This is a genomic window from Pseudomonas sp. SAS7 (assembly GCF_052112345.1).
GTDB lineage: Bacteria > Pseudomonadota > Gammaproteobacteria > Pseudomonadales > Pseudomonadaceae > Aquipseudomonas > Aquipseudomonas putida_Q.
In genome coordinates this window covers 246,129-270,776 of sequence record NZ_JBEGGO010000004.1, presented here as the reverse complement: position 1 = coordinate 270,776, position 24,648 = coordinate 246,129, and the positions used below count along the sequence as shown (strand labels likewise).

The following is a 24,648-nucleotide window of genomic DNA, read 5'->3' as shown; positions in this document are numbered from 1 at the left end:
CCGCATTTTAACCGTCTAACTCAGCGTGCTCCATCTTCAGACCGAGCGCGCTTTATTTTTTGGAGAACAACCATGCCTTCGTTCGACGTGGTATCGGAACTGGACAAGCACGAAGTGCAGAACGCCGTTGATAACGCCATCAAGGAACTTGATCGGCGCTACGACCTGAAGGGCAAGGGCACCTTCGAGTTCAAGGAAAAAGATCAGACCGTTCTGCTGACCGCCGAGGAAGAGTTCCAGCTCGAAGCGATGCTGGAAATCCTGCGCCTTGCACTGGTCAAGCGCAAGATCGACGTGAAATGCCTGGAGACCCAGGACCCGTACCCCTCCGGCAAGGAAAAGAAGCAGGAAGCCAAGTTCCGCGAAGGCATCGACAAGGACTTGGCGAAAAAGATCGTTGCCACCATCAAGGATGGCAAGCTGAAAGTACAGGCCGCCATCCAGGGCGAGCAGGTGCGGGTAACCGGCAAGAAGCGTGACGACCTGCAGGAAGCCATTGCCCTGCTGCGCACCAAGGAATTCGACATGCCGCTGCAGTTCAACAACTTCCGCGACTGATGCAGGTGCTGCCCGGAACCCCGATGGCGTAATGATGTCCATGGGGGCCGGGGCTGTGTAAATGCGCGCAGCCTGTTCTACCGTGTACTTGCCGCTCGGCATCAGGAGATGAATATGGATTTGAACGCTGAAGTCGATCAGCTCGTCCGCCAATCCCAGACCTGGGTCCCCTTGATCATGGAGTACGGCAGCCGCGTGCTGCTGGCACTGCTGACCCTGGCGGTCGGCTGGTGGATCATCAACAAGGTCAGCGCCCGCCTCGGCAAGCTGGTTGGCCTGCGCAATGCCGACCTGGCGCTGCAGGGCTTCATCAGCACCCTGGCGAATATCGTGCTGAAGGTGTTGCTGATGGTCAGCGTGGCGTCGATGATCGGCATCGAGACCACCTCGTTCGTTGCCGCCATCGGTGCCGCAGGCCTGGCCATCGGCCTGGCCCTGCAGGGCAGCCTGGCAAACTTCGCCGGCGGTGTGCTGATCCTGATGTTCCGCCCGTTCCGTATTGGTGACTGGATCGAAGCGCAGGGCGTTGCCGGCACCGTCGACAGCATCCAGATCTTCCACACCGTGCTGCGTACCGGTGACAACAAGACTGTGATCATGCCTAACGGCAGCCTGTCCAATGGCATCATCACCAACACCAACCGCCAGCCGACGCGCAAGGTGGTGTTCGATGTGGGTGTGGACTACGAGGCCGACCTGCAAAAGGCCCGCAACGTGCTGCTGGAGCTGGCCAAGGACCCGCGTGTCCTGGCCGACCCGGCACCGCAGGCTGTAGTGGCGACGCTCGGCGACAGCTCGATTACCGTCTCGCTGCGCTTGTGGACCAAGACGTCCGATTACTGGGACGTGATGTTCATGCTCAACGAGCATGCGCGTGACCGCTTGAAGGCCGAAGGGATCGACATTCCGTTTCCGCAGCGGGTGATCCGTGTGGTGCAGGAGACTGCCGCGCAGTAATACCGCTTTGTCATCGACTGGGGCCGCTGCGCGCCCCTTCGCGGGCTTGCCCGCTCCCACAGAGATTCCGCAATCCGTGTGGGAGCGGGCAAGCCCGCGAAGGGGCGCGCAGCGGCCCCAGTTTTTACACTTGTTCACAGCAATTGCTCGGCTTTTCTGGCATATACCCTGGCCCCACCTGTCACACCCGATATGCCATCATGAAACCACTGCTGTACATCACCCCCCTGCGCGCCTTGCTGTTCGGCCTGACCCTGGCCCTGTTCGAACTGCTCACCTACCTGGCCAGCGACGCCGTCATGCCGGCCATGCCGGTGGTGGTGGGCGACCTGAACGCCAGCCCCGAATACATCCCCCATGCCCTCAACCTGTATCTGTTGGGGGGCGTGGTACTGCAATGGTTGATCGGCCCGCTGGCCGATCGTTATGGCCGGCGCCCGCTGCTGCTGGTTGGCTGCGCATTCTTCGGCCTGGCCTGCCTGGCCACCTTCTGGGTTCACGACATTGGCCTGTTCAACCTGCTGCGCCTGCTGCAGGGCATCGGCCTGGGCTTTGTGGTCACAGTCAGCTATCCCGCCCTGAACGAAGCCTTCAGCGAGGCTGACGCCGTGCGCATGATGGCCCTGCTGGCCAACATCGCCTTGCTGTCACCCCTGCTCGGGCCGCTGGTGGGCACCTTGCTGCTGCAATGGCTGGACTGGCGCTGGCTGTTCGTGGCCTTTGCCATTGGCGCGGTACTGGTGTGGGGGCTGTTGTACCGCCTGATGCCCGAAACCCTCGGTGTGGAACGCCGTGACGGCTCGCGCCTTGCGTTTACGCCGATTCACCTGCTGCCACTGCTGGCGGGCTATGGTCAGTTGCTGGCCAACCGCCGTTTTGTCGCGGGCAGCGCTGCCTTGGGCCTGGTCGGTTTGCCGTTGATTGGCTGGATCGGCCTGTCGCCGGTGCTGCTCATCCACGATGAGGGGCTGAGCACGATGGCGTACGCCTTGTGGCAGCTGCCGGTGTTTGGCGGGCTGATTCTCGGTAACCTGATCATCAACCGCATCGCCGACCGCTACCCGCTGCCTGCCCTGGTGCGGGGCGCGCTGTGGCCCTACCTGGCCGGCCTGTGCCTGATGGTGCTGGCGACCTGGTACTGGCCGAGCGTTACCAGTGTGGTGGCGGGCATGTCGCTGTACGCGCTGGGGCTGGGTGTGGCCAACGCGGTGCTGTACCGCATGACGTTGTTCTCCAGCGAACAGAGCAAAGGCCTGGTCTCGGCCATGCTGGGGATGATCACCATTGCCTTGCTGGGGTTGGGCGGGGCGGTGCTGGCGATGATCGGCGCCGGGGCCAGCTTGCTGCACTTTGCCTTGGCGGCGGGTGTGGCGGGGGCATTGGCGTTGTGGCCGTTGTGGTTTGTGGTGGGCGGGCGGCCTGGGGAAGGGGCTGTTACTCAGTAATCTCAGTTGGTTGTACCGGCCCTTTCGCGGGTTTACCCGCGAAGAGGCCGGTACAGGCGATAGAGTTCTTTCAGGGCCGCTCAGCCGCTGAACTTTCCTGTGCCACCGGCGTACCCCGCCCAGCTTCCTGACGCCACTGCAGGGCAATCAGAATCAGCGTAGGCACACCCAGCAATGCGGTGATCAGGAAGAAGTCGTGGTAGCCGAATTTTTCCACCATAACCCCTGAGTACCCGCCGATCAGCCGCGGCAACAGCAGCATGATCGAGCTGAGCAGCGCGTACTGCGTCGCCGAGAACTTCAGGTTGGTCAGGCTCGACAGGTAGGCAACGAAGGCCGAGGTGGCCATGCCGGAGCTGAAGTTGTCCAGCGAGATGGTCACCACCAGCATTTCCAGGTTCGGCCCCATGTCGGCCAGCATCAGGAACAGGATGTTGGTACCGGCCGATGCGACACCCCCGATGAACAGGATCGGCATGATGCCGAAGCGCACGATCAGCAGGCCGCCGACCCCGGCGCCGACCAGGGTCATGATCAGGCCGAAGATCTTGCTGACACTGGCGATCTGGTCCTTGGTGAAGCCCATGTCGATATAGAACACGTTGGCCATCACGCCCATGACGGTGTCCGACATGCGATAGGTAGCGATCAGGCCAAGCAGCAGCAGGGCCTGCCAGCGGTAGCGGGTGATGAAGTCGTTTACCGGGGTCAGCACCGGGGCGAGGCCACGGCGGCCCAGGCTGGACAGGCACGCCCAGCTCAGCAGCACGTAGAGGATCAGGCGCAGGAAGGCGCGGTCTTCCAGCAGCAGGTCGAGCGGCGTTGCATCACCGGAAATGACGCTGGACCAGCCGGTATTGAACATCTGGGTAAAGCTGGCCGGTACCGAAACCAGCAGGATGATCAGTACGAACACCGACGCCAGCTGGTGCACCAGCCCATAGCGCGCTGCCGACAACTGGGTACGCATGGGCACTGGCGGCTCGCGCATGACCAGCGTGGTGAACAGGGCGGGTAGCATCATCACCCCGAACATGACATAGGTGCCGGCCCAGGCTTTGTGCAGGTAGCTGAACCCGGTGGAGCCGAACCACTCGGCGAAGAACAGCGCGCCGGCCGTGGCGAGCAACGCTGCCACCCGGTAGCCGGCCATGTAGCTGGCGGCGAGCGCGGCCTGGCGTTGGTCGTCGGCGATTTCAAGGCGATAGGCGTCGACGGCGATATCCTGTGTGGCAGAGGCGAACGCTACCAGCACCGCCATGGCGATCAGCCACGACAGGTGCTGTTGCGGATCGCACAGGCTCATGCCAACCAGCCCGACCACCACCAGCGCTTGCGACAGCAGCAACCACGAGCGCCGGCGCCCAAGTCCGCCGAGCAGCGGCAGGCGCCATTGGTCGAGCAGCGGCGACCACACCCACTTGAAGGCGTAGGCCAGGCCGATCAGGCTGGCGTAACCAATGGTTTCGCGGGCAACGCCGGCTTCGCGCAACCACACGGACAGGGTCGAGAACACCAGCATGTAGGGCAGGCCAGCGGCGAAACCGAGCAGCAAAAGTACCAAAGTTGACGGGCTGGCATAGGCAGCAAGCGCAGCGCGCCAGGTTTTACGGGGCATGGGCCAACATCTGCCTCAAGTTTGCGAAAACTAAAGCGCGCACTCTAACCGCTGTGCTCCATTGGGCGCCAGCCATGGCGCGTCATATCCACACGATTGTTGGTTACATTCACACCCTCCGCGCGTAAACGCGCCCGCTGTTCATCGCCAGACGGCGTCCCCAAGGCCAGGCTCAGCCGGCCACCTGCGCCGAGTACCCGGTGCCAGGGCAGGCGGGTGTCTGCTGGCAGCTGCCCGAGGGTGCGCCCGACCCACCGAGCCGCGCGGCCAAGCCCCGCCAGCTCGGCCAGCTGGCCATAGCTCACAACCTTGCCGGGCGGCACCTGGCCGAGTACCGAATACAGCGCCGTTCGTCGGCCCTCGGCGTTATCCAGGGCGTGCTCATATCCATCAAACATCACGCCCCCCTTGGGCTGCAGATGAAACCAGACCGGTGGTCCGGCAAATGGGAGTTGAACTCAACGCCAAGTGCTTGGTCTGTCCTTGCTCTGGCCGTCGGTATCTGGATAATGCCCGGCTTTTTTGTCAAGTCGAACCCATAGCCCGCTTATGTATTCTAGATCCTTGTTGTGCCTGCTAGCTGCTTCGTTGTGTGCCTCCCCGGCGTTGGCCGACACCGTGTGGATGAAGAACGGTGACCGGCTCAGTGGCAAGATCAAAGTCTTCGACGGCGGCAAGCTGCTGTTGGAAACCCCCTATGGTGGGTCCATTGCGCTGGACTGGAAACAAGTCCAGACCCTGGAAAGCGACCAGGAGATGCTGGTCAAGCAAGACGCCTATACCGGTGAAAAAGCCAAGTCGCTGAAAGCCGCCGAGCCTGGCAAAGTGACCTTGGCCAACGGCGAAGCGCCCAAGACCGTGGAACTGGCCAGCATCGAGCAGATCATGAAGCCCAAGCCACTGGTCGAGGACTTCGTGTGGAAAGGCAACGTCGATGTGGCGCTGGACTACAAGCGTGCCGAGAACGACACCGACGATTACGACGTAGGCTTCAAGACCACCGCTCGCCATGGCCGCTGGCGGCACAATGCCGAAGGCGAATACAACCGCGAGACCAAGGACGACGTCACCACCACCGACAACTGGAGCGCCGAGTACGCCCTGGACCGCTTCATCACCGAGAAGTGGTTCTGGCAGGGGCGTGCGGAGTACAAGCGTGACCGCATCGAAGACCTGGCCCGCCAGCGCACCGTCGGTACCGGCCCGGGTTACCAGTTCTGGGACGATGAACTGGGCGCGTTCTCGCTGGGTTCGCTGATCAACCGCACCGACTTCGAGTACCAGGACGGCGGCAAGGACAACTTCTATTCCGCAGCGGTAAAGTGGGACTACACCCGCTACCTGATCGGCAAGAACGTGCAGCTGTTCACCAACGGCGAGTTCGCCAAGCCGCTGGGTGGCGTGGCCGACTACTCGCTGGATGCCGAGGTTGGCCTGCGCTACAAGGTCACCGAGTGGGCCTCGCTCAACCTCAAGGCGGAGAAGGACATCATTACCGGCACGCGTGAAAGTGACCTGGACAAGACCCGCTATACCGCAGGCTTCGGCGTTACCTGGTAGATCGTTGGGGCCGCTTTGCGGCCCTTTCGCGACACAAGGCCGCTCCTACAGGATGTACGCGATTCCCTGTAGGAGCGGCCTTGTGTCGCGATGGGCTGCGCAGCAGCCCCATTGGCAGCATTGGGTGATAATGCTTATCTTGTCCCCCATCCAGTCCGCCAGGAGCCGCCTTCAAGTGAGTACCAACGCCATCCGCCCAGCCCGGGAACTGCTGCTCAAGGAGTACCGCGGCGTGCTCTCGACCCATTCCAAGTCGATGCCCGGCTACCCGTTCGGCTCGGTCGTGCCGTATTGCCTCGATGCCCACGGTAACCCGCTGATCCTCATCAGCCGCATCGCCCAGCACACCCACAACCTGCAGAAAGACCCCAAGTGTTCGCTGCTGGTGGGTGAGCGCGAGGCCGAGGATGTGCAGGCTGTAGGGCGCCTGACCGTGATGGCAGAGGCGCACAAGCTGGTCGATGAGGCCGTTGTCGAAGCGGCTGCCGAGCGCTACTACCGCTACTTCCCGGACGCCGCCAACTACCACAAGGCCCACGACTTCGACTTCTGGGTGCTGCAGCCTGTGCGTCACCGCTACATTGGTGGCTTTGGCGCAATCCACTGGCTTGACCAGGTGACCTTGGCCAACCCGTTCGCCGGCAAGGCCGAGGCGAGCATGGTCGAGCATATGAACAGCGATCACGCCAACGCTATTGCTCACTACGTCGAACTGACCGACCTGCCACGGCATGCACCGGCCCAGATGGCTGGGGTAGACAGCGAAGGCATGCACCTTCGCATCGGTCAGGCTGTGCACTGGTTGCCTTTTCCGGCTACTTGCAACACGCCGACACAAGTCCGGGAAGCCTTGGTTTTGCTGGCTCGGGCCGACCAATGGCCGGTTGCGACGCAAGTCGAGGGTTGAAATTCGGAGCGCCGGCATCCATTTGAGGTCTTATTGGAAGGTTATCTTCCGTCGAGGAACCCTTGATGCGTGCTTTTCTACTGCTGTTTCTGATTTTTCCTGTGCTGGAGCTTTTCGTCTTCGTCAAGGTCAGCGCGGCAATCGGTTTCTTCCCGGCACTGCTACTGATCATCGCTGGCTCCGCCTTGGGTGTGCTGGTGATGCGGGTGGCCGGGCTGGCCACCGCATTGCGTGCCCGTGAGAGCCTGCAGCGCGGTGAACTGCCCGCCGAAGACATGTTCCAGGGCATGATGCTGGCCGTCGGTGGCGGCCTGCTGCTGCTGCCAGGCTTCATCAGCGACGTGCTGGGCCTGCTGTGCCTGCTGCCGCTCACCCGGCGCCTGGCTGCGCGCAAGATGCGTGAGCGTGCCGAGGCCCAGGCCCTGCGCCAGCGTGCGTTCCAGGATGACCCGTTCCAGGCGCAGCCGCGTGATGGCGGCCATCGCCCGAACGTGATCGAAGGCGAATACGAGCGCCGCGACAAGTAGAACGCACCGGGGCCGCAAAAGCGGCCCCGGTCTTTTTCGGCCTGATGAAAAATTTTGTATATCCAGCCTTGTAATTGAATATGGCGGCCTCATGTATGTGGTCACCGCAAGGTTTCTGGTGGCAACGCCAGACATTACACAAGTGGTTCGCCCATCGCGGGCCACTTCCCGGCAACGCCGGACAGCATCAACCCGCCGGTGTCGATACCGGCCGATGAAAACCACAATTTGGGAGAGATCGACAATGAAGCTTCGTCCTCTGCATGACCGCGTAGTCATCCGTCGCAGCGAAGAAGAATCGAAAACCGCTGGCGGTATCGTCCTGCCGGGTTCGGCCGCTGAAAAACCAAACCGCGGCGAAGTTGTTGCCGTCGGCACCGGTCGCATCCTGGACAACGGCGAAGTTCGCGCGCTGGCCGTGAAAGTGGGTGACAAAGTGGTATTCGGCCCTTACTCGGGCAGCAACACCGTGAAAGTCGATGGCGAAGACCTGCTGGTCATGGCCGAGAACGAAATCCTCGCCGTTGTCGAAGGCTGATTTCCCCGACTTCCCGTTACTCCAAAGAATTCCAAGGATTAAACGATCATGGCTGCTAAAGACGTAAAGTTTGGCGATTCCGCTCGTAAGAAAATGCTGGTTGGCGTCAACGTTCTGGCTGACGCGGTAAAAGCGACCCTGGGCCCGAAAGGCCGTAACGTGGTACTGGCCAAAAGCTTCGGCGCGCCAACCATCACCAAGGACGGCGTTTCCGTCGCCAAAGAAATCGAGCTGAAAGACGCCTTCGAAAACATGGGCGCCCAGCTGGTCAAGGAAGTTGCTTCCAAGGCCAACGACGCTGCCGGTGACGGCACCACCACCGCTACCGTTCTGGCTCAGGCCATCGTCAACGAAGGCCTGAAAGCCGTCGCTGCCGGCATGAACCCGATGGACCTGAAGCGCGGCATCGACAAGGCTACCGCCGCCGTTGTTGCCGAGCTGAAAAACCTGTCCAAGCCATGCGCCGACTCCAAGGCCATCGCTCAGGTAGGCACCATCTCCGCCAACTCTGACGACTCCATCGGCAACATCATTGCCGAAGCCATGGAAAAAGTCGGTAAAGAAGGCGTGATCACCGTTGAAGAAGGCTCGGGCCTGGAAAACGAACTGTCTGTTGTAGAAGGCATGCAGTTTGACCGTGGCTACCTGTCGCCGTACTTCGTCAACAAGCCGGACACCATGGTTGCCGAGCTGGAAGGCCCGCTGCTGCTGCTGGTCGACAAGAAGATCTCCAACATCCGTGAGCTGCTGCCAGTTCTGGAAGCCGTTGCCAAGGCCGGCCGCCCACTGCTGATCGTTGCTGAAGACGTTGAAGGTGAAGCGCTGGCTACCCTGGTAGTCAACAACATGCGCGGCATCGTCAAGGTTGCAGCGGTCAAGGCACCGGGCTTCGGCGATCGCCGCAAGGCCATGCTGCAGGACATCGCAGTCCTGACCGGCGGCCAGGTCATCTCCGAAGAAATCGGCCTGTCCCTGGAAACCGCTACCCTGGAGCACCTGGGTAACGCCAAGCGCGTGATCCTGTCCAAGGAAAACACCACCATCATCGATGGTGCTGGCGCTGACACCGAGATCGAAGCACGCGTCAAGCAGATCCGTGCCCAGATCGAAGAGACTTCCTCGGACTACGACCGTGAGAAGCTGCAAGAGCGTCTGGCCAAGCTGGCTGGCGGTGTTGCCGTGATCAAGGTCGGTGCCGGCACCGAAGTTGAAATGAAAGAGAAGAAAGCCCGCGTTGAAGACGCCCTGCACGCTACCCGTGCAGCCGTTGAAGAAGGCGTGGTGCCTGGCGGTGGTGTTGCCCTGGTTCGCGCCCTGAACGCGATCGTTGACCTGAAAGGCGACAACGAAGACCAGAACGTCGGTATCGCCCTGCTGCGTCGCGCTGTTGAAGCGCCGCTGCGCCAGATCACTGCCAACGCCGGCGACGAGCCAAGCGTTGTCGCTGACAAGGTCAAGCAAGGTTCGGGTAACTTCGGTTACAACGCTGCTACCGGCGAATACGGCGACATGATCGAGATGGGCATCCTGGACCCAGCCAAGGTCACCCGTTCGGCCCTGCAAGCTGCTGCTTCGATCGGCGGTCTGATGATCACCACCGAAGCCATGATTGCTGACGCTCCGAGCGAAGCCCCAGCTGGCGGCGGCATGCCAGACATGGGCGGCATGGGTGGCATGGGCGGCATGATGTAAGCCAGCCTTACCCCTGCACCATCAAAAAGCCCCGGTTCGCGAGAACCGGGGCTTTTTTTTGTTTTCTGTGGGGGCCTCTTCGCAGCACAAGGCTGCTCCTACAGTCCGGCACCGACGCGTACCCTTGCAGGAGCAGCCTTGTGCTGCGAATGGGCCGCAAAGCGGCCCCTCTGTCAGGCGACGCTACGCCCGACAGCTGGCGCTTCCACCGCGCCCCGCCGATACAGAACCAGGTAATACGACCCCAACCCGATCAACCAGCAGAACACCGCTGTCCACACGTTGTGCGACAAAAAGTGCGCCCCCTGCATCATCCGCCCCACACCCAGCACCGATCCGGCTACCAATGCCACTACGAACGCCACCCGCGCCAACCGCGGCTTGCGATCACGCAGCATGAAGAAAAGGCCGAACAGGCAGAACCCGGTCGCTGCATGCCCGCCTGGCCAGCACAGCCCTGGCTTGTCGGTGGCCGGCCGCGGCTCCAGCAACTTGCTGTAGGTTTCGGTGCCGCCAAACTGGGTCAGGCTCCACGGGCACTGTACCTGGGTCACCTTTTTCAGCGGCGTGACAAACGCCGTGGACAGGCCCAGTGCCAGCACCAGACATCCCAGCTCGCGGCGCCAGCCGAACAGGCGCTTCCAGAAGAAACTGGCGGCAAACGTCAGCAGGGACAACACCCCCAGCAAGATCACCCCTTGCTTGACCCGGTCGTGCAGGATGTTTTCCAGCAGGTAGCTGTGGCGGCCAATGAACTGCCCTGCAGCGGGGTCGAAGAACAGCTTGGCCACATCCATGTCGACCGAAGTCAGCTCCAGCAGGATCAAGGCCAGCGCGGTCGCCAAGGGTATGCCCAGGTACAGCCAGTAATTGATCGGGCGAGGGCGGGTTCGTTGCTGCATGACGGCTCCAGGGCACGAAAAAGATCGGGCATTGTCGGCCGCCCGCTATCCTGTGTCCGTGAAGGATCAGTGAAAAAACCGTCAAGTGCGGTGAATTTCTCCGGGGGCTGGCACCGTGCAGGTATAGGCCTTAAGCTGCGCCTGCCGCGCACCACAGCGAGAAGCGCCGCACAGGAGAAACCGATGCGCATTCTTTTGGTTGAAGACAACCGCGATATCCTGGCCAACCTGGCCGATTACCTGGGCATGAAGGGCTATACCGTCGACTGCGCCCAGGACGGTCTGTCGGGCCTGCACCTGGCTGCCACCGAACACTACGACCTGATCGTGCTGGACATCATGCTGCCCGGCATCGATGGCTACACCCTGTGCAAGCGCCTACGTGAAGACGCCCGCCGCGACACCCCGGTGATCATGCTTACCGCCCGCGACCAGTTGGACGACCGTCTGCAAGGCTTCCGCTCCGGGGCCGACGACTACCTGCTCAAGCCGTTCGCGCTGTCGGAGCTGGCGGCGCGCATCGAAGCGGTGCTGCGCCGTGCCCAGGGCGGCGGGCGCCGTACGCTGCAGGTGTCCGACCTCAGCTACGACCTCGACACCCTGGAGGTTACCCGCCAGGGGCGCCTGCTCAAGCTCAACCCTGTCGGCCTCAAGCTGCTGGCGGTGCTGATGCAGAAAAGCCCGCACGTGCTGCGCCGCGAAGTGCTGGAAGAAGCCTTGTGGGGCGACGACTGCCCTGACAGCGACAGCCTGCGCAGCCATGTGCACCAGCTGCGCCAGGTGATCGACAAACCGTTTGAAAAACCGTTGCTGCATACCGTGCATGGCGTCGGCTATCGCCTCGCCGAGGGCCGCGATGGAGTTTAAGCAAAGCCTTGCCCAGCGCATCATCATCGCCTTTGCGTTGATGAGCGCGCTGGTGGCCGGGGCGTTCGCCTTCGGCATCGTTGCCACTGTGCACCTGGTCGAAGAGCGGTTGATTTCCTCGGTATTGGGCGGTGACCTGCAGCGCCTGCTGCGCATGGACAGCGTCAGCGACTGGAGCCACCGGCCACGCCCCGATCAGCTGTTCTACTTCAGCGGCGGGCGTGACGACTTCGAGCTGCCCAAGGACCTGCGCCACCTTGACCGGGGCTTCCACGAGGTGTTTCGCGACCAGCTGTCGTACCACGCCATGGTCGAGATCGTCGATGGCCGCCGGTATGTGCTGCTTCAGGACCAGAGCGACTTCGAAGAACGCGAGCGCGTGCTGTTCGCGGTGGTGGTGGTGGGCTTCGTGCTCAGCCTGGTGCTGGCCGTCATCCTCGGCTGGCTGGTGGCGCGCCGGGTAATGGCGCCGGTGATCCGCCTGGCCCGCCAGGTGCGTCACCGCGACCAGCTGCTGGGCCTGGCCCCGCCGCTGGCACCGGACTACGCCGCCGACGAAGTCGGCCAGCTGGCAGTGGCCTTCGACGATACCCTGGGCCGCCTGCGCGACGCGCTGACTCGCGAACGGCTGTTCACCAGTGACGTCAGCCATGAGCTGCGCACGCCATTGATGGTGCTGGCAACCTCCTGCGAACTGCTGATGGAAAACCCCAACCTCGACACCCGCGCACGCAGCCAGGTGGAGCGGGTGGCGCGGGCTACGGAAGAGATGCGCGAGCTGGTCAAGACCTTCCTGATGCTGGCGCGGGCGCAGCGTGACGAGGGCGCGGTGGCCTCGCAGGCGACCCTTCGCGAAGTGGCTGATGAACTGATCGGCGTGTGGCGCGACACCATCGAGCAAAAGGGCCTGACCCTGTACTTCGATGGCCGCATCAGTGCGAGCCCGGTGCTGTACAACGCCACGTTCCTGCAGTCGGTGATGGGCAACCTGCTGCGCAATGCTGCGCACTACACCGACAGCGGCTATATCCGCCTGAGCCTTGAAGCCAATGGCTTCAGTGTTGAGGACAGCGGTGTGGGCATCCCCGAAGAGCAGCGCGAGGCCATGTTCAAGCCGTTCGTACGCGGCGATGAGCGGCGCGGCGAGGGCCTGGGGCTGGGGCTTTCGCTTGTGCAGCGGATTTGTGATGACCAGGGCTGGCGTGTCACCCTGACTTCAACCTTGCCGCATGGTTGCCGCTTCCAGGTAGACCTGAGCAATACCGCTGCCAAAGGCGGCGGCATGGCCGAGTAATGGTTTGTAACAGGTCAATTGGCGCGCAACATTTTTTTCACATTGGCATGACCTGATTCCAACGCTTGCTTACCTAAGGTGAGCGGCACTGGAGTCAGGAGATGCCCAATGCGTAGCCCCATCAAGCTTGAATTTTCCGAGAAGTACGACAAAGACCATGCGCGTGAGTACTTTCTCAAGCACCAGGACGGCCTGGCGCGACGCCTTTCCCACAAGCGAGATGAGCAACTGGCGCGTCGCGCCCTGGCATTGGCTGGCGAGCCTGGCCTGGTACTGGACCTGCCGTGCGGTGCTGGCCGTTTCTGGCCGCTGCTGGCAGAAAAACCCAATCGGGTAATCATCGGGGCCGACAACTCCGAAGCGATGATCGAGACAGCTTGCGCCGCGCAACCGCCAGAAGTGGTGGCACGGGTACGCCCTTTGCAGACTTCTGCGTTTGCCATTGACCTGCCGGACAACTCGGTGGACAGCATTTTCTGTATGCGACTGTTCCACCACATTGGCGAATCCGCCCACAGAAAGACCATTCTTTCGGAATTTCAGCGGGTTAGCCGTGATAGTGTGATTCTGTCCCTGTGGGTGGATGGCAATTTCAAGGCTTGGCGCCGGAAAAAACTGGAGCACCGCCGCAGTGCCAAGGCCGAGCAGGACAATTACCAGAACCGTTTTGTGTTACCGGCCGAAACGGTCGAAGAAGAATTCAGGGCTGCCGGCTTCAGAATCCAGGAACGCCTCGACTTCCTGCCGTTCTATGCCATGTGGCGGGTCTATGTATTGCGAAAGGGGTAGTGTTTGATGGCTGTAGCCCAGAAAGGGGAGTCGCGGTTCGATTTTTACTGGCGCCAGCAGGGCGAGTGGGTCGAGGAGCCTAACCAGCGCCGCGGCGGCGAGAGTGGTGTGCAACGCCTCAACGATGCCAGCGGCAAGCTGCTGTATGCCAAGCGTCAGGTCGGGCATATCTACCGCAGCCTGCTGCACCCTTTTGGCCGGCCGACCGTATTGCGTGAACTCGATGCGCTGAACAGCTTCGAGCAACTGGGCGTGCGTGTACCGCGCATCGTCTTCTGTGGTGCCGAACGCGATGCCGACCACCAATGGCGTGCGCTGCTGGTGAGCGAAGCGTTGGACGGCTTTGTCGAGCTCGACACCTGGCATGCCGAAGGTGCCCGCGAGCGTTACCCGCAGGTGGTGCATGAGCGCATGCTCAAAGACCTGGCGGATAACCTGGCGCGCATGCACCTGGGGCATTGGCAGCACGGCTGCCTGTATGGCAAGCATGTCTTCATCAAGGTGATTGGCGAGAGCGACGACGCACGTGTCGAAGTGGCGCTGCTGGACCTTGAGAAGTGCCGGCGGCGTATCAGTTGCCAGCGTGCGGCAGGTAACGACCTGCGCCAGCTGCGCCGCCATTCGTCGCTCAATGACGCGGAATGGCAGTCATTGCTCTACTTTTACCAGATGGCGTTTGGCAGCGCTGTCAAAGGGTTAGCGTAATGAAACTAGAAATAGCTCGAGCTTTGTTCCTGGTAGCTGGCCTGGCGGTGACCACTGTGGCGGTGGCTGCCTGGGAAGAGCCGAGGCCGACCGTGTTCAGCAAGGCTGAGATGGCCGACCAGTGCGCGTTGCCGCGTGAAACGAAACCGCAGCAGCAGGCACAGGTTGCGCCGGATCAGGACCTTTTGTTGTTCCTGTTTGGTCTGCGTCAAGGGTTGCGGCCATTTGGTTGAACCCGGTGTGAGCTAGAAACGCCAGAGGCCCCGCAATCGCGGGGCCTCTGGCATTTTTGTGTCTGCCTCACCGGCCTCTTCGCGGGTAAACCCGCTCCCACAGGTAAAGCTCAGGTACGGAACCTGTGCAGTACCTGTGGGAGCGGGTTTGCCCGCGAAGAGGCCGGATCAGGCTACAGCAGGTTCTTTAGCCACCGCCCTGTGCGCCAGCAGCGTGTAGATACAAGGCAGCACAAACAAGGTAAACAGCGTGCCAATCGACATCCCGGTGGCGATCACCGTCCCGATGTCAAAACGGCTGACCGCCCCGGCGCCGGTCGCCAGAATCAGCGGCACCATGCCGAACACCATTGCCGCCGTTGTCATCAGCACTGGCCGCAGGCGAATCGCCGCCGCTTCCTCGATCGCCTCGCGCACGCTCAGGCCGCGTTCTTCACGCAGCTGGTTGGCGAACTCGACGATGAGGATGCCGTGCTTGCTGATCAGCCCGATCAAGGTCACCAGCCCGACCTGGGTGTAGATGTTCATGCTCGATATGCCCAGGAACAGCGGCAGCAGTGCCCCGCAGATCGACAACGGCACCGTCACCAGGATCACCAGCGGGTCGCGGAAGCTTTCGAATTGCGCTGCCAGCACCAGGAAGATGATCGCCAGTGCCAGTCCGAAGGTAACCCACAGCGCGCTGCCTTCCTGCACGTACTGGCGGGCCACGCCGGCGTAGTCGAAGGCGAAGCCTTCCGGGGCCTCTTCGCGGGCGATGTCCTGCACCGTCTTCAGCGCTTCACCCAGGCTGACCATGGGCACGCCCTGGATGATCGCCGAGTTCAGCTGCTGGAACTGGTTGAGCTGGCGCGGGCGGGCGCGGTCGGTGAGGGTGATCAGGGTCGACAGCGGCAGCAGTTGGCCCTGGTCGTTCTTTACGTAGTAGTTGTTCAGCCAACCAGGGTTGTCGCGGTACGGCCGCTCGACTTGGGCAATCACCTTGTAGCTGCGTCCTTCCAGCGTGAATCGGTTGATTTCCGCCTCACCCAGCAAGGTGGCCAGCGTGCCGCCCAAGGTGTCCATCGATACCCCCATCTGCGCCGCCTTGGCCCGGTCGATATCGACCACCACTTCGGGCTTGTCGAAGGCCAGGTCGATGTCGAGGAAGGCGAACTTGCCCGACTCCTGGGCGCGCGTCTTGATGCGCTGGGCCACCTCCAGCAGCGCCGGGTAGTCGCCAGCGGTATTGATCACGAACTGGAACGGCAGGCCCTCGCCAGTGCCGGGCAACGAGGGCAGGTTGAAGCCGAAAATCTGCAGGCCGCCGATTTCCTCAAGTTTGGCCTGCACCAGCGGCAACAGCTCCATCTGTGTACGTTCGCGCTCGTTCCAGGGCTTGAGCAAAAAACCACCAATGCCGCTCTGCACACCATTGAAACCATTGATCTGGAACGACGAGTAGTACTCGGGGAAGGTTTTGAACAGTGGGGTGAACTGGTCGGTGTAGGCGTTGAGGTAATCGAGGTTGGCCGGCTGCGGCGAGCTGCTCATCATGAAGATCACCCCTTGGTCCTCGTTGGGCGCCAGTTCGTTCTGGGTGAACTTGAGCAGCACCGGAATCAGGCACAGCACGATCACGGCAAACACCAGGACCACCGGCCGGCTGTCGAGGGTGGCGTGCAGCACGCGCTGGTAGCGCACCTTCAGGCGTTCGAACAGCTGGTCAAGGCGATGGGCCAGGCCGCTGGAGTTCTGCTCCTGGCGCAGCAGCAGGGCACACATCATCGGTGAAAGGGTGAGGGCGACGATACCGGAAATGATCACCGCCCCGGCCAGGGTCAGGGCGAACTCCTTGAACAAGGCCCCGGTAAGCCCGGTAAGGAAGCCGATCGGCGCATAGACGGCGGCCAGGGTGATGGTCATCGATACCACCGGCATGGCGATTTCGCGGGCGCCTTCAAGGGCCGCGTCGAACGGTGACTTGCCTTCCTCCATGTGCCGGTGGATGTTCTCCACCACGACAATGGCATCGTCCACCACCAGGCCGATGGCCAGCACCATGGCCAGCAGGGTCAGCAGATTGAGCGAGTAGCCCATCATCTGCATGAAAAACAGCACGCCGATCATCGACAGCGGAATAGTCACCACCGGGATCAGCACCGAGCGCAGGGCGCCGAGGAACAGGAACACTACCACGATCACGATCAGCACCGCTTCACCCAGGGTCTTGATCACTTCGTCGATGGAGGCCTGGATGAACAGCGTGGCGTCGTAGGCGATCGATGCCTTTAGCGCCGAGGGCAGCTGGCTTTCCAGCTCGGGCATGATGCGCCGCACTTCCTTGATCACTTCCAGCGGGTTGGCGGCCGGGGTGGCCTTGATGCCGATATACACCGACGGGGTGCCGTCGAACGAGCTGACCGTGTCGTAGTTTTCTGCGCCCATCTCTACCCGCGCCACATCGCCCAGCAGCACGCGGCTGTCGCCGCTGGTCTTGACCGGCAAGGCGGCGAACGCTTCGGCCGACTTCAGCTCGGTACTGGCGTTGATACTGGTTACTACGTATTCGCCCTTCACCTCACCGGCAGCAGAGAGAAAGTTGTAGCGGCGCACCGCATTGGTCACGTCGGTGGCCGACAGGCCGAAGCCGGCCAGCTTCACCGGGTCGATCCAGATCCGCATGGCAAACACCTGGTTGCCGAGAATCTCTGCCTCGGCCATGCCTGGCAACGTAGCCAGCTTGGGCTGGATGACCCGTGACAGGTAGTCGGTGATCTGCGGGTTGCTCATTTCCTTGCTGTAGAAACTCACGTACATCAGCGCCGAGGCATCGGCAGCCTCCTTGCTCAGCACCGGGTCTTCGGAGTCCTGAGGGAGTTTGTTGCGCACTTCGTTGGCCTTGGCCAGCAGCTCGGTGAACAACCGGTCGCTGTCGGCACCGATGCGCGCGTAGATGGAAATGATCGAGAAGTTCTGCCGGCTCACCGAGGTCATGTAGTCGATGCCTTCGGCACTTGCCAGGCTTTGCTGCAGCGGCTGGGTGATGTAGCCCTGGATCGTCTCGGCGTTTGCCCCGGGGTAAGCGGTGGTTACCGTGATCAGGGCGTTTTCCATTTGTGGGTACTGGCGGATCTGCAGCTTGTTCCAGGCCTGGAAGCCCAGCAGCAGGATCAGCAGGCTGACCACGCTGGCCAGTACCGGGCGACGGATGAACGGATCGGTAAACGCCATGCCAGCCTCCTGTCAGTCCTTGCCCGCCGCGCCCTGCTCGGGCTTGAGGGCTTTGTCCTGGCCGATGCGGATCGCGGCGCCCGGGGTGAGCTTCAGTTGCCCGGCGGTGACCACCTGTTCGCCGGCTTGCAGGCCCTTGCTGACCACCACCACGCCGTCGCGGCGCTCGCCGGTCTGGACCGTGCGTTGCTCGGCGACCAGTTGGGGTTGGCCCTTGTCGTCGTTTTCCGGCTTGCCGTCCTTGTCCTTCTTCGGCGCGGCGACGTACACCGAGTTGCCGTACAGGGTGTAGGTAATGGCGCTTTCCGGCACTACCACTTGCGGTTGTGGGTTGGGCAGCAGGACCAGCAGGTTGGCAAACATGCCCGGCAGCAGCTTGCCGTCGGGGTTGGCCAAGGTGGCACGCACCAGCAGGTTGCGCGTGGCTTCCTCGACCTTGGGGTTGATGGCGCTGAGGCTGGCGGGGAAGGTCTGGCCCGGGTAGGCGGCCACCTGCAACAGCACCTGCTGGCCCAGGCTCAACTTCGGCAAGGCCTGCTCCGGTACATTGAAGTCTACGTACAGGCTGGACGTGTCCTGAAGGGTGGCGATCATCGTGCCGGCGGCCAGGTACTGCCCGACGTCCACCTGGCGGATGCCAATGGTGCCGCTGAACGGGGCGTTGATGCTCTTCTTGATCTTCTGCGCCTTGAGCTGCTCGACCACCGCCTGGTTTCGGCGGTACTGGGAGCTAAGGCGGTCGAACTCGCCACGGGAGATGGCCGAGTCGCCGACCAGTTGGCTGCCACGGCCAAAATCCACCTTCGCCAGGCCCAGGTCTGCCTGGGCGGTGCCGAGCAGGGCCGTTTCCTGGTCGTCGTTGAGTTGCAGCAGCAGTTGCCCGGCCTTGACCTGCTGGCCCGAGTCGAAGTGCAGGGCTTTGACGATACCTTCCACTTCCAGGCTCAGCTCCACACCCTGCAGTGCCTTGAGGCTGCCGACGGCGGGCAGGCGCTCTTGCCACTGGCGCTGTTCGGCCAAGGCTGCCGCTACGGTGATGGGCGGCTTGGGGGCAGTGAACATCTGGATCTGCTGGTAGATCGAGAACGCCTTGTAGCCCCCCAGGGCCAGCACGATCAGCAGAACCACGGCCAACATGATCAGCATGCGGCGGCGCAGCATAGGTCCGGTTCCTTGGATACGGTTGTTATTAGCCTGGACACGACAACGGGCGATCCTGCCCACGTGTGGATGGGGGAAGTATTGACTGTTTTTGGCTGACGGGGAAATGGATTGCGATGGCGCGGCCTGCACAGCCCCTTGTAGGAGCGGCCTTGCGCCGCGAAAGGGGTGCGAAGCGCCCCCGCGATTTTCGCATCATCGAAGAACTGCCGGGGCTGCTGCGCAGCCCATTCGCGGCACAAGGCCGCTCCTACAACGACCGAGTGTGCCGGTGGGAATCAGACGAGATGCAGGTGGTTGTCCCAGAAGCCGGATGGCAGGTTCATCGGTTGGCCGACCAGTTCGGCCTTGCGGCAATCGTAGAACCGGCAACGGCCCTGCCCGGAGGTGACGACAAAGCCGTCTTTCACCGCGCCAACCCCCGCGCAATCAGGCATGGGAGCGTCCAGGCGAACCGCGCCGCTGTCCAGGTCCCAGACAAACAGGCGGTTGGCCCGCGGCGCGGTCAGTGCCACCAGCCGCAGTTCGCTGTGGATGGCAACGCTTGCGGTGTACTGGGCCATGGCCTGCAACTGCCGCTCTGGCACCGGGAAGGCCTTGAACGGCTCGCCCGGGCGCTTGATCGCCAGCAGCTCGGCAGTTTCATCGGCATCGCCCATGAACTGCTGGCATGCGGCGATGGTGCCATCGCTGCCCACCGCCAGGTGGCGCACGCTGTTCATCTGCTGGGCCAGGGTTTCCTTGCTCAGCAGGGTGCCGTCGCGTTGCATCAGCACCAGGCTCGGCTGCATGGCGTCGAGGTTCATCTCCACCCGGCTTTCGGCTTCGGTGCGAATACCGCCGTTGGCCACGATCAGCGTTTCGCCATCGGGCAGCCAGGCCACCTCGTGCGGGCCGATGCCGTGGGTCGGAATCTCGCCGGTGTGTACCAGGCGTTCACCTTCGAAGCGGTACACGCCGAGCACGCCCCGGCCCGGGTCGGTGGTGTCGTTCTCGGTGGCATACAGCCATTCGCCGCCTTTGTGCACCACGGCGTGGCCGTAGAAGTGCCGGTTCGGCTGCGAGGCTACTGTTTGCAGCAGGCGCCCGTCGCGCAAGTCGATCAGGTAGCTTTCGGTACCGGGGCGGCGGGCGACGAACAGGGCGATCGGCTGCTCGGGGTGGTGGATGATGGCATGGCAACGCTGGGCGACCTGGGTGCTGAACACCTGGGTGCCATCCAGGCGGAAACCGACGGCATAGTGCTTGCCGTCGCCGTCGTCACGCGCCGAGAGCAGCAAGGGTTCGCTACCTTTGTTGCGGAACAGGCTCCAGCCGCCCAAGGTGAGGGCGCTGAGCAATACGCTACCGAGTTTGAGTGCCTGGCGTCGCAGCATGATCAGTCACCGTCGTTGGCATTGAAGCCCAGCTGGATGTTCAACGCCTTGGCCAGTTCGCCTTCGTGCAGGCGGTGGACGACGTTGAGGCTGTCGTAGATCTGGTTGAGGGTTTGCTGGCCAGCGTCGTCGGCCAACAGCTCACCGAGGGTTTTCTGGTTGTCTGCCAGCAGTTTGAGCGAGGTAGCGTAGGCGGCGTCGATCTTGTCCGCCAACGCTTTCTGATCGCTGGGCAGCAGGCCACGCAGGCCCTGGTTGTCGACCCCGACCCAAACGGTTTCGGCGGCCTTGAGGGTGGCCTCCAGGCTTTTCAGCGAGTTGTGGCTGCGCCAGGCTTCGGCTTGCAGCGGCTGCGCGATGCCCTTGCTCTGGCGACCCATCGGCGCACCCAGCTTCTTCTTCAGGGTATCCAGGGCGGTGACCTGGGAGCGCAGCAGGTCGGCGATAGCCTCGTGGGAATCGGCGTAGCGCTGGTTCGGGAACTTGGTCATCTGCGAAAGCATGCCGTCGGTGCTGTTCCAGCCCTTGAGGATCTCCTCGGCCAGCACCTTCTGGTGTTCACCGATGGCCACCAGCAGCGGGCAGTAGCGGGCTTTCTGCTCGGCGGTGGCGATGTCTGGCTTGCTGTCGAACAGGATGTACTCGTAGGCCGACAGGCCACGAACCACCACGCTGGACTTGCCCAGGGTCGCGGCATCGACCGGCTTGTCGCCATTGACCAGCTGTTCGACCTGACGGCCGACCAGGTTCTTCTTGTCGGGCCAGAACTGTACCTGCCAGGCGCGGTTGCCTTCGGCCAGCGGGCCGACCAGCAGCGGCTGCAACTCAGCCCAGGCCTTTTGCGCGTTGAGGAAGTCGGCGCGGGCCTTGTCCAGGTCTTCCTTGCCTTCGCAGTAGGCCAGGGCGCTTGCGGCCAGCGCGCGATCAGCTTCGACCCAGCGGCTGTAGGTGGGCAGGATGACCTGCTTGGCGATGGCAGCGGAGGTCACTGCTTGCGGGTCCTGCGGAGAGCAGGCGCCTAGGGCGAGTGCGGCGAGGCTGGTGAACAACAGTTTGGGTCGGAACATGCCCGGCTCCTTTGCGCGTTTAAAGTGAGTTCAGGAACGCCAGCAACGCGGCGCGTTGCTCGGCATTGAAAGTGAGTACGAAGTTGCGTGCCGCGTCGGCTTCGCCACCATGCCAGAGCACGGCTTCAAGCAGGTTGCGGGCGCGGCCGTCGTGCAGGAACTGGCTGTGGCCGCTCACCGTTTCGTTCAGGCCCACGCCCCACAGGGGCGGGGTCCGCCAGTCCTGGCCGTTGGCGGCAAATTCGGTGCGTTCGTCAGCCAGGCCCGGGCCCATGTCATGCAGCAGCAGGTCGGTGTAAGGGCGGATGACCTGGTTGGCCAGCTCCGGCTCGGCGGCATCGGCGGCGGTGGTGAACTGCGGGGTGTGGCAGCCCTGGCAGCCGGCCTGGTAGAACAGGTTCTTGCCCGCCAGCACCTGCGGCGCGTTCACATCGCGGCGGGCCGGTACGGCCAGGTTGCGGGTGTAGAAGGTGACCAGGCGCAGGATGTTGTCGCTGACTTCCTTTTCGCCATCGGCACCGTCGCCGTTGGGCGCGGCCAGGCAGTCGGCCTGGGCCGGGGTGCAGTCGTCCTTGGGTTGCAGGGTACTGGTCAGGCCCATGTCGCCGACAAAGGCGTGTACGTTCTGCTGGTTGACGTTGGGCTGGCCGGCCTTCCAGCCGAAGCGACCGACCACGGTCTTGCCCTGGGCGTCGTCCCACACCCGGTTGGCCCGCCCGCGAATGCCGTCGCGGTTGTGGTCGTCCGGGTCTTCGTTGGCCAGCAGGTCGGCTTCGGGGATGGCTTCGAGCAGGCCAAGGCCGATCATCGGGGGGGCTACCCGGGCCGAAAAGCGGGTGTCCGGGTGCATCACCCCATAGCCGAGCTGGGTGATCTGCAGGGTTGGCTTGCGCAGCTCGACCTGGTGGCCGTCCTTGAACGACACGGTTTGCTGGGTGTAGCTCACCCGCACCTTGCCTTCTGGCGTCACGCCAGGGATGGCCATGTCCTGCAGCTGGGTGCCGTACACCGGCTCTGGCACCACACCGAGGCGCTCGATCACCTTGGCCAGGTAGGGCTGGTCGGGGATCGACAGGCGTACCAGCATGCCCACCGCGTTGCTGTCACCCGGCGCTGGCGGGTGGCCACGGCCATCGCGCACATGGCAGTTTTGGCAGGCGTTGGTGTTGAACAGCGGGCCCAGGCCATCACGTGCGGTGGTGGTGGAGGGGGCGATCACCCAGGGGTTGCGGAAGAAGCTGTTGCCCACGGCGAAGTCCAGGCGCCGCTCGGGCGAGAGGTTGGCCGAGGGCAAGGAATAGGCGTTGCGGTCGCTGCGCTGCACGGTCGCCTTGCCACCCGACAACGCTTCGCCGGGCTCGGCCTGGGTGAAACGCGGGGCGTCGTCACAGGCGGCGAGGGCAAGGGTTAGCAGCAGGGGGGAAAGTCGGGACAGCGACGAGGACATCAAGGATCCTGGGCGTGAGCGAAAACCGGCGTGCAAGCTTAGCAAAGTGGGGGTGTTTGAATAAGAGCAATTTGCAATTGCTGGATGAAATCGGTGTCAGTTGGCCATGCCGACAGCGGCGACGCGGCCCCCTGTAGGAGCGGCCTTGTGTCGCGATGGGCTGCGCAGCAGCCCCGGCAATCTGCAGAACGGCTGAGATTCTGGGGCCGCTTCGCGCCCCTGTCGCGACACAAGGCCGCTCCTACAAAGGGATTGTGCATGTCAAAGAAAAAGGCGACCCGAAGGCCGCCTTGTTCAGAACCGCTACAGCAGGATCAGAATTCGTGATCTGCGGTGTCCGGGTTCAGGTTGGCAATACCCAGTTTGCCAGCGGCCTGCTCGATCGAACCGGTCTGCTTGACCAGGGCGGCGATGGCGTCACGCACGATCTGGTTGCCGGCTGCGTTGTCGGCAGCGATCAGCTGGTCGTAGTGCTCGCCTTTGAGGGCGTGGTCGACGATCACCTGGATCTTGGCTTCGGTGGCTTCCAGGTCGGCCTTGAGGGTGGCGTCGGCGGCCGGGTCAGCCTTGGCGACCAGCGACGACAGGCTCGGGCCGGTCACCTTGGTGCCGTCCGGGCGGGTGTACTCGCCCAGGTAGACGTTGCGGATGCCTTTGGCGTCATAGAAGTGCGAGTAGTGGGTGTTGTCGCTGAAGCAGTCCTGCTCGTCTTCCGGCGAGTTGGCTTCCAGCGAAACCTTCATGCGCTCGCCAGCCAGTTCGCCGAGCGACAGGCTGCCCATGCCGAACAGCATCTTGCGCAGGCCGTCGTTGACAGGCTCGGCTTCCAGTTTGGCGCGGTAGTTGTCGGCGACGTTCGGCGCCCAGTTGCCGACCATCTCTTCGAGGTCGGTGACCAGCAGGTCGGTGACCGCTTTCAGGTAGGCACGGCGGCGGTCGTTGTGGCCGCCGGTGGCGCCTTGGCCCTCCAGGTAGTCGGATGCCGGGCGGTTGCCAGCGCCTGGGCCGGTGCCGTTCAGGTCCTGGCCCCACAGCAGGAACTCGATGGCGTGATAGCCCGTGGCAACGTTGGCCTCGGAGCCAGCAAGTTCGTTCAGGCTGGCCAGTTTTTCAGGGGTGATGTCTTTGACGTCGACCTTTTCTTCGCCCACCTGGATTTCGGTGTTGGCGATGATGTTGGCACCAGCAGCCGGGTTGCCCAAGGCGTGCTCGTAGCTCTTGTCGACGTAGTCGATCAGGCCTTCGTCCAGCGGCCAGGCGTTCACCTGGCCTTCCCAGTCGTCGATGATGGTGTTGCCGAAGCGGAAGGCCTCGGTCTGCAGGTACGGTACGCGCGCGGCGAACCAGGCTTCCTTGGCGGCCTTCAGGGTTTCGTCATTGGGCTTGGCCAGGAACGCGTCGACCGCGGTCTGCAGGGCCTTGGCGGTGCTCAGCGAGTCGCTGTACACGGCATGGACCATTTCGGCGTAGTGCTTGACCACGGCTTTGCCGGCGGCTTCGTCGACAGCCCCTGGCGCAGCAGCGGTGGTGCTGGCGGCAGCAGGTGCCTGGGCTTGCGGCGCGGCGGCTTTGTCGTCCTTGCCTTCACCGCAACCGGCGAGAGCGATGGCAATGGCCAGCAGACTGGCGGAGGCCAGAGGCATTCGAATCATTATTGGTTTTCCTGCGTCGTGTGGTTGGACCAAGGGGTGGACCGTGCGCCGTGGCACGCGAAACCGCAACATCATGCGAAAGATTTGCATTTGCTGTAAAGGGGCGGGCGCGCAATTCATGTAATTGCCGGTCACAGCCT

The 24,648-nt window shown here is 62.8% G+C and carries 22 protein-coding genes; 13 read left to right on the top strand and 9 right to left on the bottom strand.

Features of this window, described 5'->3' with window-relative positions; genetic code table 11:
* The first annotated feature begins 72 nt into the window (after window positions 1-72).
* The 3 genes from ABI582_RS09255 (at window position 73) to ABI582_RS09245 (ending at window position 2,960) form a co-directional block, all read left to right on the top strand.
* Window positions 73-558, top strand: coding sequence for a YajQ family cyclic di-GMP-binding protein (locus ABI582_RS09255; RefSeq protein ID WP_016498063.1), 486 nt, complete (start codon window positions 73-75; stop codon window positions 556-558).
* Window positions 559-672: 114 nt separating this feature from the next.
* Complete coding sequence (locus ABI582_RS09250) at window positions 673-1,515, top strand: mechanosensitive ion channel family protein (RefSeq protein ID WP_442119021.1); 843 nt, start codon at window positions 673-675, stop codon at window positions 1,513-1,515.
* Between the two features lie 200 nt (window positions 1,516-1,715).
* Window positions 1,716-2,960, top strand: coding sequence for an MFS transporter (locus tag ABI582_RS09245; RefSeq protein WP_442119020.1), 1,245 nt, complete (start codon window positions 1,716-1,718; stop codon window positions 2,958-2,960).
* A gap of 70 nt (window positions 2,961-3,030) precedes the next feature.
* On the opposite strand, the gene ABI582_RS09240 is transcribed toward ABI582_RS09245, so the two are convergent.
* On the bottom strand, window positions 3,031-4,578 hold the full coding sequence (locus ABI582_RS09240) for an AmpG family muropeptide MFS transporter (protein ID WP_368977858.1): 1,548 nt from the start codon (window positions 4,576-4,578) through the stop codon (window positions 3,031-3,033).
* Window positions 4,579-4,622: 44 nt separating this feature from the next.
* Entirely contained in the window at window positions 4,623-4,976 is a 354-nt protein-coding gene (locus ABI582_RS09235; protein WP_338745121.1) for an MGMT family protein, read from the bottom strand.
* Window positions 4,977-5,127: 151 nt separating this feature from the next.
* Between ABI582_RS09235 and ABI582_RS09230 the strand changes: the two genes are divergently transcribed.
* The 5 genes from ABI582_RS09230 (at window position 5,128) to groL (ending at window position 9,802) form a co-directional block, all read left to right on the top strand.
* The gene (locus ABI582_RS09230; RefSeq protein WP_338745120.1) at window positions 5,128-6,138 is read left to right on the top strand and encodes a DUF481 domain-containing protein; all 1,011 of its coding nucleotides are present in this window, start codon (window positions 5,128-5,130) and stop codon (window positions 6,136-6,138) included.
* A 175-nt stretch (window positions 6,139-6,313) separates the two neighbouring features.
* Window positions 6,314-7,045, top strand: coding sequence for a HugZ family pyridoxamine 5'-phosphate oxidase (locus tag ABI582_RS09225; protein WP_338745119.1), 732 nt, complete (start codon window positions 6,314-6,316; stop codon window positions 7,043-7,045).
* Window positions 7,046-7,110: 65 nt separating this feature from the next.
* Window positions 7,111-7,572 (top strand): FxsA family protein, encoded by a 462-nt coding sequence (locus ABI582_RS09220; RefSeq protein WP_338745118.1) that lies wholly within the window; start codon window positions 7,111-7,113, stop codon window positions 7,570-7,572.
* 244 nt (window positions 7,573-7,816) lie between these two features.
* Window positions 7,817-8,110, top strand: a complete 294-nt coding sequence (locus ABI582_RS09215; RefSeq protein WP_016488938.1) for a co-chaperone GroES — start codon at window positions 7,817-7,819, stop codon at window positions 8,108-8,110.
* A gap of 48 nt (window positions 8,111-8,158) precedes the next feature.
* Window positions 8,159-9,802: a chaperonin GroEL gene (gene groL, locus ABI582_RS09210; protein ID WP_338745117.1), complete on the top strand. Its 1,644-nt coding sequence runs from the start codon at window positions 8,159-8,161 to the stop codon at window positions 9,800-9,802.
* A 173-nt stretch (window positions 9,803-9,975) separates the two neighbouring features.
* On the opposite strand, the gene ABI582_RS09205 is transcribed toward groL, so the two are convergent.
* A complete protein-coding gene (locus ABI582_RS09205; RefSeq protein WP_442119019.1) occupies window positions 9,976-10,704 on the bottom strand; it encodes a phosphatase PAP2 family protein in 729 nt (242 codons plus the stop codon).
* 183 nt (window positions 10,705-10,887) lie between these two features.
* On the opposite strand from ABI582_RS09205, the gene colR reads away from it, so the two are divergent.
* From colR to ABI582_RS09180, 5 genes are all read left to right on the top strand, one after another.
* Window positions 10,888-11,571, top strand: coding sequence for a two-component system response regulator ColR (gene colR / locus ABI582_RS09200; protein ID WP_016488935.1), 684 nt, complete (start codon window positions 10,888-10,890; stop codon window positions 11,569-11,571).
* On the top strand, window positions 11,561-12,865 hold the full coding sequence (locus tag ABI582_RS09195) for a sensor histidine kinase (protein ID WP_442119018.1): 1,305 nt from the start codon (window positions 11,561-11,563) through the stop codon (window positions 12,863-12,865). Before colR ends, ABI582_RS09195 begins: the two co-directional genes overlap by 11 nt.
* Before the next feature lie 108 nt (window positions 12,866-12,973).
* Window positions 12,974-13,654, top strand: a complete 681-nt coding sequence (locus ABI582_RS09190; protein WP_442119017.1) for a class I SAM-dependent methyltransferase — start codon at window positions 12,974-12,976, stop codon at window positions 13,652-13,654.
* A 6-nt stretch (window positions 13,655-13,660) separates the two neighbouring features.
* Window positions 13,661-14,359: a lipopolysaccharide kinase InaA family protein gene (locus ABI582_RS09185; RefSeq protein ID WP_442119016.1), complete on the top strand. Its 699-nt coding sequence runs from the start codon at window positions 13,661-13,663 to the stop codon at window positions 14,357-14,359.
* Complete coding sequence (locus ABI582_RS09180; protein WP_442119015.1) at window positions 14,359-14,592, top strand: hypothetical protein; 234 nt, start codon at window positions 14,359-14,361, stop codon at window positions 14,590-14,592. Before ABI582_RS09185 ends, ABI582_RS09180 begins: the two co-directional genes overlap by 1 nt.
* Before the next feature lie 168 nt (window positions 14,593-14,760).
* Here the strand turns inward: ABI582_RS09180 and ABI582_RS09175 are convergent, their stop codons facing one another.
* From ABI582_RS09175 to ABI582_RS09150, 6 genes are all read right to left on the bottom strand, one after another.
* Window positions 14,761-17,805, bottom strand: a complete 3,045-nt coding sequence (locus tag ABI582_RS09175; protein ID WP_442119014.1) for a multidrug efflux RND transporter permease subunit — start codon at window positions 17,803-17,805, stop codon at window positions 14,761-14,763.
* A 12-nt stretch (window positions 17,806-17,817) separates the two neighbouring features.
* Window positions 17,818-18,966, bottom strand: coding sequence for an efflux RND transporter periplasmic adaptor subunit (locus tag ABI582_RS09170; protein ID WP_442119013.1), 1,149 nt, complete (start codon window positions 18,964-18,966; stop codon window positions 17,818-17,820).
* A gap of 278 nt (window positions 18,967-19,244) precedes the next feature.
* Window positions 19,245-20,342: a DUF1513 domain-containing protein gene (locus ABI582_RS09165; RefSeq protein WP_258653901.1), complete on the bottom strand. Its 1,098-nt coding sequence runs from the start codon at window positions 20,340-20,342 to the stop codon at window positions 19,245-19,247.
* A gap of 2 nt (window positions 20,343-20,344) precedes the next feature.
* A complete protein-coding gene (locus tag ABI582_RS09160) occupies window positions 20,345-21,409 on the bottom strand; it encodes an imelysin family protein (RefSeq protein WP_063422290.1) in 1,065 nt (354 codons plus the stop codon).
* 19 nt (window positions 21,410-21,428) lie between these two features.
* Window positions 21,429-22,856, bottom strand: a complete 1,428-nt coding sequence (locus tag ABI582_RS09155; protein WP_442119012.1) for a di-heme oxidoreductase family protein — start codon at window positions 22,854-22,856, stop codon at window positions 21,429-21,431.
* Window positions 22,857-23,170: 314 nt separating this feature from the next.
* The gene (locus tag ABI582_RS09150) at window positions 23,171-24,508 is read right to left on the bottom strand and encodes an imelysin family protein (protein ID WP_338745109.1); all 1,338 of its coding nucleotides are present in this window, start codon (window positions 24,506-24,508) and stop codon (window positions 23,171-23,173) included.
* Between the last annotated feature and the right edge of the window lie 140 nt (window positions 24,509-24,648).

What these genes read in the sequence shown, in the direction of transcription:
- ABI582_RS09255 (WP_016498063.1), top strand. Translation starts at nt 73, where the DNA reads ATGCCTTCGTTCGACGTGGTATCGGAACTGGACAAGCACGAAGTGCAG.
- ABI582_RS09250 (WP_442119021.1), top strand. Translation starts at nt 673, where the DNA reads ATGGATTTGAACGCTGAAGTCGATCAGCTCGTCCGCCAATCCCAGACC.
- ABI582_RS09245 (WP_442119020.1), top strand. Translation starts at nt 1,716, where the DNA reads ATGAAACCACTGCTGTACATCACCCCCCTGCGCGCCTTGCTGTTCGGC.
- ABI582_RS09240 (WP_368977858.1), bottom strand. Translation starts at nt 4,578, where the DNA reads ATGCCCCGTAAAACCTGGCGCGCTGCGCTTGCTGCCTATGCCAGCCCG.
- ABI582_RS09235 (WP_338745121.1), bottom strand. Translation starts at nt 4,976, where the DNA reads ATGTTTGATGGATATGAGCACGCCCTGGATAACGCCGAGGGCCGACGA.
- ABI582_RS09230 (WP_338745120.1), top strand. Translation starts at nt 5,128, where the DNA reads ATGTATTCTAGATCCTTGTTGTGCCTGCTAGCTGCTTCGTTGTGTGCC.
- ABI582_RS09220 (WP_338745118.1), top strand. Translation starts at nt 7,111, where the DNA reads ATGCGTGCTTTTCTACTGCTGTTTCTGATTTTTCCTGTGCTGGAGCTT.
- ABI582_RS09215 (WP_016488938.1), top strand. Translation starts at nt 7,817, where the DNA reads ATGAAGCTTCGTCCTCTGCATGACCGCGTAGTCATCCGTCGCAGCGAA.
- groL (WP_338745117.1), top strand. Translation starts at nt 8,159, where the DNA reads ATGGCTGCTAAAGACGTAAAGTTTGGCGATTCCGCTCGTAAGAAAATG.
- ABI582_RS09205 (WP_442119019.1), bottom strand. Translation starts at nt 10,704, where the DNA reads ATGCAGCAACGAACCCGCCCTCGCCCGATCAATTACTGGCTGTACCTG.
- colR (WP_016488935.1), top strand. Translation starts at nt 10,888, where the DNA reads ATGCGCATTCTTTTGGTTGAAGACAACCGCGATATCCTGGCCAACCTG.
- ABI582_RS09195 (WP_442119018.1), top strand. Translation starts at nt 11,561, where the DNA reads ATGGAGTTTAAGCAAAGCCTTGCCCAGCGCATCATCATCGCCTTTGCG.
- ABI582_RS09190 (WP_442119017.1), top strand. Translation starts at nt 12,974, where the DNA reads ATGCGTAGCCCCATCAAGCTTGAATTTTCCGAGAAGTACGACAAAGAC.
- ABI582_RS09185 (WP_442119016.1), top strand. Translation starts at nt 13,661, where the DNA reads ATGGCTGTAGCCCAGAAAGGGGAGTCGCGGTTCGATTTTTACTGGCGC.
- ABI582_RS09180 (WP_442119015.1), top strand. Translation starts at nt 14,359, where the DNA reads ATGAAACTAGAAATAGCTCGAGCTTTGTTCCTGGTAGCTGGCCTGGCG.
- ABI582_RS09175 (WP_442119014.1), bottom strand. Translation starts at nt 17,805, where the DNA reads ATGGCGTTTACCGATCCGTTCATCCGTCGCCCGGTACTGGCCAGCGTG.
- ABI582_RS09170 (WP_442119013.1), bottom strand. Translation starts at nt 18,966, where the DNA reads ATGCTGCGCCGCCGCATGCTGATCATGTTGGCCGTGGTTCTGCTGATC.
- ABI582_RS09165 (WP_258653901.1), bottom strand. Translation starts at nt 20,342, where the DNA reads ATGCTGCGACGCCAGGCACTCAAACTCGGTAGCGTATTGCTCAGCGCC.
- ABI582_RS09160 (WP_063422290.1), bottom strand. Translation starts at nt 21,409, where the DNA reads ATGTTCCGACCCAAACTGTTGTTCACCAGCCTCGCCGCACTCGCCCTA.
- ABI582_RS09155 (WP_442119012.1), bottom strand. Translation starts at nt 22,856, where the DNA reads ATGTCCTCGTCGCTGTCCCGACTTTCCCCCCTGCTGCTAACCCTTGCC.
- ABI582_RS09150 (WP_338745109.1), bottom strand. Translation starts at nt 24,508, where the DNA reads ATGATTCGAATGCCTCTGGCCTCCGCCAGTCTGCTGGCCATTGCCATC.